Annotated in this window: 10 protein-coding genes; 5 read left to right on the plus strand and 5 right to left on the minus strand. The window is 75.5% G+C overall.

The annotated features are described in order from the left end of the window. Positions 1 to 38: 38 nt before the first annotated feature. Complete coding sequence (locus ACWCHM_RS14930; RefSeq protein ID WP_454222799.1) at positions 39 to 1,433, minus strand: outer membrane protein assembly factor BamB family protein; 1,395 nt, start codon at positions 1,431 to 1,433, stop codon at positions 39 to 41. A gap of 260 nt (positions 1,434 to 1,693) precedes the next feature. Here ACWCHM_RS14930 and ACWCHM_RS14935 point away from each other — a divergent pair, with 260 nt between their 5' ends. Next, on the plus strand, positions 1,694 to 3,619 hold the full coding sequence (locus ACWCHM_RS14935; protein ID WP_454222800.1) for a sensor histidine kinase: 1,926 nt from the start codon (positions 1,694 to 1,696) through the stop codon (positions 3,617 to 3,619). Next, a complete protein-coding gene (locus ACWCHM_RS14940) occupies positions 3,616 to 4,305 on the plus strand; it encodes a response regulator (RefSeq protein ID WP_454222801.1) in 690 nt (229 codons plus the stop codon). Before ACWCHM_RS14935 ends, ACWCHM_RS14940 begins: the two co-directional genes overlap by 4 nt. Positions 4,306 to 4,409: 104 nt before the next feature. Here ACWCHM_RS14940 and ACWCHM_RS14945 read toward each other — a convergent pair whose 3' ends face one another. Then, positions 4,410 to 5,192 carry an SDR family NAD(P)-dependent oxidoreductase gene (locus ACWCHM_RS14945; RefSeq protein ID WP_454222802.1) on the minus strand — a complete coding sequence of 261 codons (783 nt, stop codon included), beginning with the start codon at positions 5,190 to 5,192 and terminating at the stop codon, positions 4,410 to 4,412. A gap of 145 nt (positions 5,193 to 5,337) precedes the next feature. On the opposite strand from ACWCHM_RS14945, the gene ACWCHM_RS14950 reads away from it, so the two are divergent. Together ACWCHM_RS14950 and ACWCHM_RS14955 are read left to right on the plus strand one after the other, a co-directional pair. After that, complete coding sequence (locus ACWCHM_RS14950) at positions 5,338 to 6,207, plus strand: hypothetical protein (RefSeq protein ID WP_454222803.1); 870 nt, start codon at positions 5,338 to 5,340, stop codon at positions 6,205 to 6,207. Positions 6,208 to 6,220: 13 nt separating this feature from the next. Further along, positions 6,221 to 8,242: a BTAD domain-containing putative transcriptional regulator gene (locus tag ACWCHM_RS14955; protein WP_454222804.1), complete on the plus strand. Its 2,022-nt coding sequence runs from the start codon at positions 6,221 to 6,223 to the stop codon at positions 8,240 to 8,242. A gap of 44 nt (positions 8,243 to 8,286) precedes the next feature. On the opposite strand, the gene ACWCHM_RS14960 is transcribed toward ACWCHM_RS14955, so the two are convergent. The 3 genes from ACWCHM_RS14960 to ACWCHM_RS14970 form a co-directional block, all read right to left on the minus strand. Next, entirely contained in the window at positions 8,287 to 9,129 is an 843-nt protein-coding gene (locus ACWCHM_RS14960) for an AfsR/SARP family transcriptional regulator (RefSeq protein WP_204960976.1), read from the minus strand. Positions 9,130 to 9,515: 386 nt separating this feature from the next. Then, on the minus strand, positions 9,516 to 10,838 hold the full coding sequence (locus ACWCHM_RS14965) for an FAD-dependent oxidoreductase (RefSeq protein WP_454222805.1): 1,323 nt from the start codon (positions 10,836 to 10,838) through the stop codon (positions 9,516 to 9,518). Beyond that, a complete protein-coding gene (locus ACWCHM_RS14970) occupies positions 10,838 to 11,509 on the minus strand; it encodes a 4'-phosphopantetheinyl transferase family protein (RefSeq protein WP_454222806.1) in 672 nt (223 codons plus the stop codon). Before ACWCHM_RS14970 ends, ACWCHM_RS14965 begins: the two co-directional genes overlap by 1 nt. A 124-nt stretch (positions 11,510 to 11,633) precedes the next feature. Between ACWCHM_RS14970 and ACWCHM_RS14975 the strand changes: the two genes are divergently transcribed. After that, positions 11,634 to 12,653, plus strand: coding sequence for a methyltransferase (locus tag ACWCHM_RS14975; protein ID WP_454222807.1), 1,020 nt, complete (start codon positions 11,634 to 11,636; stop codon positions 12,651 to 12,653). The last annotated feature ends 23 nt before the right edge of the window (positions 12,654 to 12,676 follow it).

Consider the following 12,676-nt stretch of genomic DNA (forward strand, 5'->3'; position numbering starts at 1 on the left):
GGCAGAGATCGCCCGGACGGCCCACCCGTCGGTGTCGGTCAGAAGGTGTGCAGGTCGACCGCGAGGCCGCCGGTGCCGGCATGGCTGACCGCCACCCAGTCCGTGCCGGCCCCGGCGAGCCACCCCGGAAAACGGCCGAGCTGACGGCCCGTGTCCACCTCGTACACGAGCACCATTGGGCGCTCGTCCTCGGCTCCGCTGACCGCCACCAGCCCGGCCGTCACCGCCGACCGCCAGCTCGCCGACGTGCCGGGCAGCGCCGGGTCGGGCGCGGTCCAGCGGGAGGCACCGGTGGCCAGGTCGAGCAACGCCAGCGCACCCGAGTCGGCGGTGTCACGCACCAGGACCGACCGGTCGTCGCCGTCGATCGGCACGCCCGCGTTGGCACCCTGCCAGACCGTCCGACCGGTGCGCAGGTCGACCAGTTGCGGTCGCTCGTCGGCGGTGACCGCGACGAGCCGGGTCCCGGCCCCGATCAGCTCCCTGCCGCTGCGGGGGTGCGCCAGCCGCTTGGCGCACTCGCCGTCCTCCCGACGCCCGCTGTAGACCGCGCCGGACCAGCCCTTCGCCCCGGTGCGCGCGTCGACGCTGGCGATGCTGACCGTGCAGCGCCCATCCCCCTCGGGCGGGTCGTGGTCGGTGCTGACCAGCAGGTCGTCGGCGGCGAAGCCGAACCAGGCCCGGTTCGGCAGGCGCCCGGCGCCGGCCCGCCCGGTGGTGGGGGCGACGGGGGTGTAGGTGGCCGCCCGGGCGGAGGTACTCAGCCGCACCACGACGTACCGGCCGGCGGCCGGCGCGTACGGCAGTCGCGCGCCGAGGGTCACGTCGCTGACCCGGGCGAACCGGTCGGAGGGCAGTTTCCACAGTTGGCGGCCGCTCTCCAGCTCCCGACCGATGATCACGCAGGTCGCCTTCGTGCCGGCACCGACGCATTCCCGGGCGTGGACGACCGTGCCCTGCACGACGACGTCCTGACTGCTGTCGGCCCGCCACCGGGTGGCCCCCGTGAGCGCGTCGAGCACCTCCACGCCGTCGCCGTCGTTGTCGCCGGCCACGATGGACCCGTCGGCGATCACGTACCGGTAGCCGCCGTCGAGCGGGTGCCGCCACCGCTCCTGCCCCGTGCCGCGGTCCACCGCCCGCAGCTCCCGCTCGTCGGGGATGACGATGAGCTGACCGGTCTCCCCCACCTCATGGTCGATCCGCCGCAGCGACACCGACCAGGCCGACGCCGGGCCCGGCGAGGGCGACGGGTCGGGCCCGTCGCGCAGCCGCTCGGGGGTCTGCTCGACAGGCGTCGGCGAGCGGGGCGGGCGGGGCGCGGCGCAGGCGGGAAGCCCGACGACCAGGGTCAGGGCGACGGCGGCGGTACGCCAACGGGCTGGTCGGTGCGACGGCACGGGTTCCCCCTCGGTGGACGGTCGAGCCGTCACCCTAGGACCCGCGCGCATCCCGTGCCACCGGACGGACGATGTGCCGGTCCCGGCGACGCGGGACATCCACCCCTGGCCGGCGGGACGGGACGCGGAACAGGCTGCGCTGCGCGTCCGCCGATCCGGCGGCACGCGGTGACCCGGAGGAAGCCCGTGGGTGTGCTGGTGCGGCCCCCGTCGCCGACGGCGGCCGGTGACGCCGTCCGTGGCGGTGGTGGTGGTCATGCTGAGACAGTGGACCGGCCATGCCGAACGTATCCGTGACCGCGCGATCGACCGGGTGGGCGGTGCTCACCGGCACCGTCCTGCTCAGCCTCGGCGCGGTCGTCGCCTGGTCGGTGGCGACACCGCCGTGGTCGGCCACCCAGCTGTACTCGCTCGTCGACCTGCTGGACGGCATCGTCTACGGCACCCTGGCGTGGCTGATCCTCAGCCGGCAGCGGACCGGCAGCCGGATGCCCGCCGTCATCACCTGCCTGGCAGGGCTGGGCAGCGCGGTCGCCGCCTGCGCCGGGCAGTGGCAGCTCGCCGTGGGTGGGCCGCCGGTGCTGACCGCGCTGCACCGGTGGGCCTGGGTGCCCGGCCTGTACGCGCTGGTCGTGGTGATGCCCTGGCTGCTGCCGGACCGGCCGTTGGACCGGTTCGGCCGGGGCGCGGTCACCGCCGGGGTCGGCTACGTGGTGGTGACGATGGCTGCCGCCGTCACCGCGCCGACGCCGCTGGGGGTGCTGCCGCTGCCGGACGGGCTGCGGGGCGTCCGGGCCGCGCTGCTGCCCGTTCTGCCGTACCCGCTGGTCGGGCTCGGTCTGCTGGCCTGCGCCGGGTTGGGGTGGCGGTGGCGACGTGGCCCCACCGCGCAACGTCACGGCCTCGGTTGGGCGACGGCCGGCAGCGGGCTGCTCACCCTCGCCTTCCTCGCCACCCTGCTGCCACCTGCCGTCCCGGCGGCCCTGCCGGCGCTGCTGATGCTCGCCTCGCAGGCGTTTTTTCCCGCCGCGGTGGCGGTGGTGGTGCTGCGCCAGCAGCTGTGGGGGCTGCGGCTGGCCGTACGCCGGACCCTGGTGTGGTACCTGATGACCGCGGTGGTGATCGCCGCCTACTGCGCGACGGTGGCGCTGCTCGACCGGCTGCTGCCGCAACGGCTGCCGCTGCCGCAACTCGTCGTGACCGGGGTGCTCGCGGCGGCGTTCCAACCGATGCGCGAGGCGGTGCAGCGGCGGGTGGACCGGCTGGTGCACGGCGAGGCCCCGGGGCCGCTGCTGCACCGGGTGGCGCACAGCGTCGGCAGCACCACCGAGATCAGTGCGACGATCGCCGCCGCGCTCCGGCTCGCCGAGGTACGCATCACCGAGGGTGCGCCGCAGCCGCCACCGCACCCGTACGGCTGCCCGTTGACCGTGCCGTTGACCAGCGGCGACCGGCTCGTCGGCCAGTTGCACGCCTGGCCGCTGCCCGGTGAGCTGCTCGACGGCCGGGCCCGCGAGCAGCTCACCGTCCTGGCCCCGGTGGTCGCCGCGGTCGTGGACCTGGCCGGCACCAACCGGGACCTGGCCCGTTCGCGGCAACGGCTGGCCGAGGTACGCGACGAGGAGCGCCGCTCCCTGCGCCGCGATCTGCACGACGGCCTCGGCCCCGCGCTCAGCGGCATCGGGTTGGGGTTGGCCGCCACCCGCAACCTGCTGCGCCGCGACCCGGAACGGGCCGAGGACCTGCTGGACCGGTTGACCGACGAGCTGACGGCACGGGCGGCGGAGGTCCGGGACATGGCGCACGGCCTGCTGCCACCGGTGCTCGCCGACGGCGGCCTGAGTCCCGCCCTGCACCTGCTGCGGGACCAGTACGCCCGGACCGGCCTGCGGATCGTGCTGCACGGGCCGGCCACCCTGACGCCGCTGCCGGAGCCGGTCGCCACCGCCGCCTACGGGGTCACCGCCGAGGCGATCCGCAACGTGCACCGGCACGCCGGGGTGGACCGGTGCACCGTCTCGCTGGACCAGCGGCCCGACCGGCTGCGGGTCACCGTCACCGACCAGGGTCGGGGCCTGCCGGCCGGCCCCACCGGCCACGGCGTCGGCCTGCACGCGATGCGGGAGCGGGCCGAGGCGGTGGGCGCGACCCTCACCGTGGGGCCGGCCGGCTCCCGGGGCACCACCGTCTGCCTGACCGTCCCCCTGGAGCAGTCGTGACCGACACCCCGATCCGCGTCGCCGTGGTGGACGACCATCCGGTCTTCCGGCTGGGCATGGGCGCGTTGCTCGACACCCTGGGTGGCATCGAGTGCGTGGGCGAGGCCGCCGACGCGTCGACCGCCCTGGCGCTCGTCGACCGGGTGCGCCCGGACGTGGTGCTGATGGACCTGCACCTCGGCCAGGGGTCGGGGATCGAGGTGACCCGGCTGCTGCGCCGCGACCATCCGTCGGTGCGGGTGCTGGTGGTGAGCATGCTCAACGACGACGCGTCCCTGGTCGCCGCGCTGCGCGCCGGAGCCCGGGGCTACCTGCTCAAGGGCGCCTCGGCCGCCGACGTGGAGCGGGGTATCCGGGGGGTGGCCGGCGGCGACCTGATCCTCGGGGGTCCGCTCGCCGACCGGGCCGGCGCGCTGCTGGGCGGCCGCGCCGACGCCCCGTTCCCGCAGCTCACCGACCGGGAACGGGAGGTCCTCGAACTGCTCGCCCGGGGGTTGTCGAATCCGCTGATCGCGCACCGGCTCGGGTTGAGCGCCAAGACCGTCCGCAACAACGTCTCGGTCATCCTGGTCAAGCTGCACCTGGGCAGCCGCGCCGAGGCGATCGCCCTGGCCCGCGACCACGGGCTGGGCGCGCCCAGCCCGGCCGAGGCCCCCACCGCCCCGGTCCCGGGCCGGTCGGCGTGACCGGGGACGACCGCGGCCCCGGTCACGGGCCGGCCGGTGCCCCGGCTGCCGGGCGGGCCGGGGTCGGGCGGGCACCCGACCGGTGCGACGCCGCTGTCGCGGGGTCAGCTCGGTCGGGCGTCGGGCAGGGGGACGCCGGTGAGCTGCGCGCAGTAGGCCAGCAGGTCCTCCCCGAGCGGGGCGAGCCGCGACGGCGACGGCCGCCAGTCGCGGGCGCTGACGTACCGGCCGCTGACCAGGACGTCGGGGTCGGTGCCCACGGCGAGGCGCACCTGGGCGCGGGCGGCGTCCTCGGGGCTGGTCGGGGCGGCGGCACCGCCCATCCGGGTGCGCACCCAGCCGGGGTCGAGCGCGTTGCTCAGGGTGGCGGGCCAGCGGCGGGCGACGGCGACGGCGAGCGCCAGGTCCAGCAGCTTCGAGGTGGCGTACGCCTCGACGCCGTCGAAGCGGCGGGTGTCGTACCGCAGGTCGCCCAGGTTGGCGAGCCCGTCGGCGGCCATCGCCGACGACACGAACACCAGCCGGCCGGGCGGCGGCAGCAACGCCGTCAGCAGGTACGGCGCGAGCACGTTGACCTGGAACGTCGACTCCAGCCCGTCCTCGGTCAACTCCCGTTCGACGGCGTCGAGACGGGCGATCCCGGCGTTGTGCACGATCGCGTCGAACCGGCCGAACGCGGCCAGCGACCGGGCGAGCGCCGTGGTCTGCGCCAGCGAGGCCAGGTCGCCGACCACCACCCCGGCCGCGTCCGGGACGGCCGCCTTGGCCACCGCCGCCCGTTGCTCGTCGCGGGCGTGCAGCACGACGCGGTGCCCGGCGGCGACGAGTCGCGCCGCGGCACACCGGCCGATGCCGTCCACCGATCCGGTGACCACCATGGTGCCCATACCGTTTCCTCCGTCCTGGCGCGACCGCACCCCGGGCAGGTCGCTGCCCTGACCGATGGGACCCGGCGTCACTTGGTGACGGCTGAACGGGGCCACCACCCGGCACGCCAGGTGGACGCCAAGTGGTGGTTGCTGTGCTGGGGGTATGAAGAGAATCCTCGCCATCGGCCTGACGCTCGCCCTCAGCGCCGGGCTGACCGTGACCGCCGCCGGCAGCGCGCTCGCCCGCCCCAACTGCGACGTGCCCGACCCGCCGTCGGCCTGCGACGACAGCCCGGTCGAGCCGACTCCCCCGCCGGTGGGCAGCGACAAGTACCCGATGGGCTGGCTGGAGTCGTGGGAGTACGTCGGCGGGGCGGTCCGGGTCAGTGGCTGGGCCAGCGACCCCAACGGCGGCCCGGTGCAGGTGACGGCGCAGACCGACGTGCCGCCGGCGGTGACCCGTCCGGCGAACCTGTGGCACGTCGAACGGGGCGGTTTCGTCGGCTTCTCGTTCACCGTGCCGAGTTCGGCGCTGGCCGGGGTGCACACGTTCTGCGTCACCGCGAACAACGTGCCCGACGGCAGCCAGCCGGTGCCGGAGGTCGTCCCGCTGGCCTGCCCGCAGTACCGGATCAGCCCGGCGACGCCGAGCGGGCTGACGCTGTCGGCCGGCTACCAGGAGGGCAGGCGGACGCTCGACGTCACCTTCACCGACAACTCGGTGCGGGAGGACAACTACCGGATCGACCTGAGCTGGCTGCAGACCACGCCGGACGACACCCCGACCGGTCCGGGGCTGCCGACCACCCCGCCGGGCGGGCCCTCGTTGCCGATCCCGCAGCCCACCTGGGGTGCGCCGATCCCCACCACGGAGGTCGGCGTCGCGCGGGCGGTCATCTACGGCACCCCGGACACCGGGCGGCGTACCTGGCACTTCACCCACATGCCGCAGGCCTTCGTGCACGTTGTGGTGGTCTCGAACGAGGCGGGGCTGACCTCCGCCGCGCTCAGCGGAGGCATCTCCACCCGCTGAGCGGGGTCCGGACGTGACGACGATCGGCGTGCTCGGCCCGGTGCGGGCCGCCCGGGACGGCACGCCTGTCGACCTCGGCGCACCCCGGCAACGCGCGGTGCTGGCCCGGCTCGTCGCCGGCGGCGGCCACGTCGTGTCGGTGGACCGGCTCGTCGACGATCTCTGGGCGGGAGACCCGCCGCCCCGGGCCCAGGCCGCCCTCCAGGTGTACGTGTCGAACCTGCGCCGCGTCCTGGAACCGGACCGTCGCGCGCGGACCCCCGCCCGGGTCCTGGTCACCGTCGCCCCCGGGTACGCCCTGCGGCTGCCGACCGCAGACGTGGACGCCTGGCGGTTCGAGGCGGCCCTGCGCTCAGCGACGCCGGACGCCGCGCTCGGGCCCGTCGCGGCGCTCACCGTCCTCGACGCGGCGCTCGCCTGCTGGGGTGCCGGCACCCCGTACGCCGAATTCGGTGGGGAGCCGTGGGCGGACCGGGAGGGTGAGCGGCTGGCCCGGCTCCGGTCGACCGCCGTCGAGCAGCGCGCCGGGCTGCTGCTCGAACTCGACAGGCCGCACGAGGTGGTACGCGACCTCGACCCGCACGTCCGCGAGCACCCGCTGCGGGAACAGGCCGCGATGCTGCTCGCGGTCGCCCTGTACCGCCTCGGCCGGCAGGCCGACGCGTTGGACGTGCTGCGTACCGTCCGGACGACGCTGGCCGAGCAGTTGGGCATCGACCCCGGCCGGGCCCTGCGGACGCTGGAGACGGACCTGCTACGGCAGAGCCCCCGGCTGGAGCCGGCCGTCCCCGGGCCGCCGATGCGCTGCGCTCCGGGACCGCTGCCGGTGGCCGCCGTGCCCGGCCCGCCACCGGCGGCGACCGCACCGGACCCGCACCCGGTGTGGGGGCGTACCGCGGAGCTGGCCCGGCTGCGGGCGGCGGCCGACCGGGCCGCCCGGTCAGGGCTCGGCGTCTGCTGGCTCGGCGCGGAGGCCGGGGCGGGCAAGTCGACGCTGGTAAGACAGCTCGCCGGGGTCCTCACCGACGCCGGCTGGGCGACGGCGGTCGGCACCTGCCCGCCGGTGGCGGGTGCTCCCCCGGCGTGGGCGTGGCGCGAGGTGGTCGCCGCCACCGGGCGGTTCCAGTCGCCCGGGGAGACGGCGCACCGGGGCCTGCACCCGCTGCCGGGCCCCGACGGGCCGGAGGACACCCGGGACGGGTACGACGAGTTCCACCTCCGTCGGGCCCTGGCCGCCCACCTGTCCCGGGTGGCCGGGCACGGCCCGCTGCTGCTGGTGGTCGAGGACGTCCACCACGCCGACGGGGCGACCCTGCGGGTGCTGCGGCATCTCGCCGCCGCGCTCGGCCACGCTCCGGTGCTGGTCGTGGTGACGTACCGGCCGGACGAGGTGCCCGACGACGTGCTGGCGGCACGGGCGGCGCTGGCCGGGGTGCCGGCTGTCGACATCATCCTCGGCGGCCTCGACGCGGAGGCCGTCACCGCGGTGCTGCGCCGGCACGGCGTGCACGACCCTGCGGTGCTGCGTACGGTCCGGGACCGCTCGGCGGGCAATCCGCTGTTCGCCATCGAGCTGGCCGGGCTGGTCGCGGCGGAGGGGCCGGCGGCGGCGTCCGACGGTGTGCCGGCCGGCCTCGGGCACCTGCTGGCCCGCCGGCTGGCGCGGCTGCCGGCGGGCGCGCGGACGGTGCTGCGGCACGCCGCGGTCTGCGGTGTGGAGGTCGACGTCGACCTCCTGCTCGCGGTCGACGGTGGCCCGGAGGAGCCGGTCCTGGCCGGGCTGGAGGTCGGGGTGACGGCTGGCCTGCTCGTCGAACCCGCGCCGGGGCGGGTGCGGTTCGCCCACGCCCTGATGCGTGACGTGATCTACCACGGTCTCCCGCTGCTGCGCCGGACCCGGCTGCACGCCCGCGTTCTCGCCGTGCTCCGCGAGCGGCGGAGCGACGACGTGCCGACGCCGGGACGGCACGCGCTGGCGGCCCGCACCCCGTCCACCGCCACCGACGCGGTGCGGGCGGGTCGCCGGCTCCGGTGATCAGGTCGTCCACCCGGGCGGTCCGCCCCGAGGTGCGGGGGCGGCTACGGGGTCCGGGGCCGCTGGAGGGCGAGGTGGTCGAGCAGCTGGGTCAGTCCGTCGTCCCGGGGCGCCACCTCCAGCGCCGGATCGTCGGCGAGGACCGCCTGTTGGAGCAGGTGCAGCCGCTTCGACGGCTCCAGCCCCAGTTCCTCCACCATGGAGGTGCGCAGCCGGTGGAAGACCGCCAGCGCCTCGCGTCGCTGGCCGCTGCGGTGCAACGCGACCATCAGCTGCGCGCACAGGTTCTCGTTGAGCCCGTGCTCGGCGATGAGCAGGGTGAGTTCGGCCAGCACGTCCTGGTGGTGGCCGAGTCGCATGCGGGCCTCGATGCACTGTTCGACGGTGGTGAGCCGGGTCTGTTCCAGCGCCTTGAGGCGGGGTTCGGCCACGGTGCCGGCGCGCACGTCGGCGAGCGCCGGGCCGCGCCACAGCGCGCAGGCGCGCACCAGCAGCGCCGCCGCGTCGACGTTCTCGCCAGCCGCCAGGGCGCGCCGGCCGGCCGAGGCGAGCTGTTCGAACAGGCGCAGGTCGAACTCGTCGGGGCCGACCCGGAGCACGTACCCGCCCGGAACGGTGACCAGCACCCGCTTGGCCACCTCGGCGACCGGGACGTCGAGCAGGCCGGCGAAGCACTTGCGGATCTGGAGCACGTACGTCTGGAGGGTGGTCAGCGCGCTGACCGGTGGGGACGCGCCCCACAGATCCTGGATCAGCGCGGAGACCGGCACGGTCTGGTCCGCGTTGAGCAGCAGCAGGCCCAGTACGCTGCGGGGCTTCGGGGCGGTCGGTGTGGCGGCGTGGCCGGCGTGGGCCAGCACGAGCGGTCCCAGGATCCGGATGTCCATGGCCTCTCCCCCAGAGAACGAGCTGCCTGCGTCTCGACGTGCCGCTGCGGGGACCGAACGACAACGGGAACCGCACCTGTCTCCATAGACAGGCGACAGTTACATGCGGCATTCACGTCTTTTTGCGTCGCAGTGGTACGTGGTTCGACTGAGAGGCTAGCCGGTTTCTGGACGACCGTCGTCGATTGTTCGAGCGATTTTCGAGCGATGGCGGGAACACCGAGGTCAGAACCCTCGGTGAAGCGAAAAAACAGGGCCCGGGTCGGACCCCGGCCGGAGCCCCTTCGGTGATCATCCGGCCACATCGACATCATTGATGGCCTTCATTAAAAATGGGATTTGTCGCCCCGAAGGGTCCCGACTGCCGCGCTTCGGTCAGGCAGGTTTCACCGCCGGCGCAGCGCGGCCGCCCCGACCCGCCACAGGAGGTCCGGTCGGCGCAGCCGTTCGGGGCCGGCGGTCAGGTTGACGACCTCCAGGAACGCCCGGTGCACCACCTCGTCGGTCACGGTCGCGTGCTGCACCGCCTCGGCCAGGCCACGGCGCAGCCGCCAGCCGAACGGTCGGGCGACCGTCACGTGCGGCAGGTAGCAGTCCTGCGCGGCGGAGAAGTCCCAGGCGTCGTCCACCACCGCCCGGACCCGCCGGAAGTACCCGTACGCCGGTCGGTCCACCGCACCGGGTTCGGCAAGCCACTCGGCGAGCGCGAGCGCCTGCACGGCCGCCACCGAGATGCCCTGGCCGTAGGTCGGGTTGAACGAGGCGACCGCGTCGCCGATCGCCACCAGGCCGGCCGGGAACCGGTCCAGCCGGTCGAAGTCGCGGCGCACGCTGTCCGGGAAGCGGTGCACGTACACCTCGCTGGCCGGCTCGCACGCGTCGGGCAGCAACCGCAGCGGGGTGGCCGGGTTCGACCGGCAGCGCTGGAGGAACCCGTCCAGGTCGCGGCCCGGCCGCCGGTCGCCGTAGCCGCTGACCAGCGTCAGCCAACGGTTGCCCTCGACGGGGGTCATCGAGCTGGGTCCGGTGCGCGCCCGGCTCGGCGTGTGGACCGAGTACACCGCCACCTGCCCGGCCAGCCGCTGGCCGGGCTCCCGGTGGAACAGGCAGGTGGCGTAGCCGAGGTCGAGGGCCATCCGGTGCTTGTCGGGTGCGGGGTAGTCGAGCCGGCCGAGCCAGTCGGCCAGCCGGCTGGACCGCCCGGTGGCGTCCACCACGAGGTCCGCCCCGTGCCGCTCGGCGTCGGTGTGGCCCCGGGCGCGGACCAGCGCGCCGTCGACCCGGCCGGCGGTGGCGGTGAGCCCGACGGCGGTCCCTGCGACCAGGGCCACGTTGGGCAACGCGAGGACCCGCCGACGCAGGTGCCACTCCAGGAACGGCCGGGACACGCTGACCACGCTGCCGCCGCGTACCGGGACCTTGGGCCGGCCGTCGAGGAACCACTGCGCCCCGCCGGGACCGCTGGTGACCAGTTGGCCGCCCTCGCGCACCATCTGCCGCACGACGCCTGGCAGCAGCCGCTCGATGACCGTCCGGCCCCGGCCGAGCAGGGTGTGCGCCTGGCTGCCGTGCGGCGCGCCACGGCGGATCACCGGGGCGTCCGCCAACTGGTCGGGCTCGACGATCCACACCTGGTCGGCGTGGTCGGCCAGGACCCGGGCGGCCACCAGTCCGGCGATGCTGCCGCCGAGGACGAGCGCGGTCCGCATCAGCGACCGAGGGCCGGCGGTGGGGGGCCGGGCCGCACCGACGCGCGGGCGACCGCCAACACGTGACCGGGCAGTTCCCGGTGGGTCACCAGGACGCCGGGGGCATCGACGGCGGCCCGCCACGCCGGCGGTGCCGGTGGCGCGGTGCGCCAGCGCAGCAGCCGGCCGCCACGCAGCCCGGTGCCGTACAGCTTGGCCACCGCCTCCTTGCCGGTCCACAGCGCCAGGAAGTCGACGCCGAGCCGCTCCACCGGCCGCCCGCGCAGCCAGTCGGTGTCCTCGGGGGCGAACCACCGCCGGCTCAGCGGCAACGCGGGCACCGGGCGCAGCGCCTCCACGTCGATGCCGACCGGCCCGTGTCGGGACACCGCCACCGCGACCAGGCCACGGGTGTGGCTGACGCTGGTGTGCCAGCCGGTGGCGACGCCGCCCAGCACCGGCGCGCCCGCCGCCGTGTGTTCCACCGCGACCGCTCCCGGCGGGGTGCCGGCCATCGCCGCGGCCGTCTCCACGAGCAGCGCGCGGGCGGTCGCCCGCCCGTCGCCCACCGTGCGGCGCAGCCGCACCACCAGGTCAGCAGGCACCACGGTACGCCCCGACGGACGTACGCCCCGGGTGCCCGGCGGACCACCCGACCGCACCCATTCGATCCCCCACGGGTTCCCATTCACGACAATTGTCAGCGCACCCTGGTTAATGCGAGGATGACCGGGCCGAATTGACCATACCGAGGCGCCTGCGGGCCTGGCCCGCACTTCTCTGGACATTCACTAGAGTCTCAGTGGAGGGCCATCCGTGGCGCGTGACGACGACTACTTCCGCAAGCGGCTGCTGAACGTGCTCTGTGCCACCTGGACGGCGCAGGCGTGTTCGGTGTTCGCGCTGCTCGGACTGGCCGACCGGATCGCCGCGGGCACCACCGGCGGTGCCGACCTGGCGACCGCCGCCGGGGTGGACCCGGTGGCATTGCGCCGGCTGCTCGCCGCGCTCGCCGACGCCGGTGTCCTGCGCCAGACCGGCCCCGACGACTTCGTCCTGTCCGGCATGGGGGAATACCTGCGCACCGACGCCCCGGGTTCGGTACGCGACACGGCAGTCCTGTACGGCCAAGAGGTCTTCGCCTCGTTCGCCGGCCTGCTCGACACCGTACGCACCGGCCGGCCGGCCTTCACCGACCGCTTCGGCGAATCCTTCTACCAGTACCTGGGCGGACACCCCGAGCTGGCCGCGACGTTCAACGGGGCGATGTCCACCGCCCCGGAACCGCCACCGCCCCCCGCTCGGCTGTTCGACGACGCCCGGACGGTGGTGGACCTCGGCGGCGGCGACGGCGGCCTGCTCGCCGACCTCCTGCGGGCCCGTCCCGGGCTGCGCGGGGTCCTCGTCGAGCTGCCCGAGGCCGCCGCCCGGGCACGCGTCCGGCTCGCCACCGCCGGGGTGCTGGACCGGGTCGACATCGTCGTCGGCAGCTTCTTCGAGCAGGTGCCCACCGACGGGGACCGGTACGTGCTGCGGCGGGTCCTGCACAACTGGGACGACGGGAACGTCGCCCGGGTGCTGTCCCGGGTGCGCACGGCGATGCCGGCCGGGGCGCGGCTGCTGGTGCTGGAGGAGTTGTTGCCCGCGCAGCCGCAGCGGGCCGGGGCCGGCGCGGGCACCTGGGGGGCGCCCCGTAACCGGATCGTCGATCTGCTGATGCTGGTCCTGATGGAGGGCCGGGACCGCACCGCGGCGGAGTACGGCCAACTCCTCGCCGACGCCGGCTTCGCCGTCACGGGCGTCACCGACGGCGTGATCGAGGCGGTCCCCGGCTGAGCGCGGCGGTGGGCCCGGCGTCG

The organism is Micromonospora sp. SCSIO 07396 (assembly GCF_053667945.1).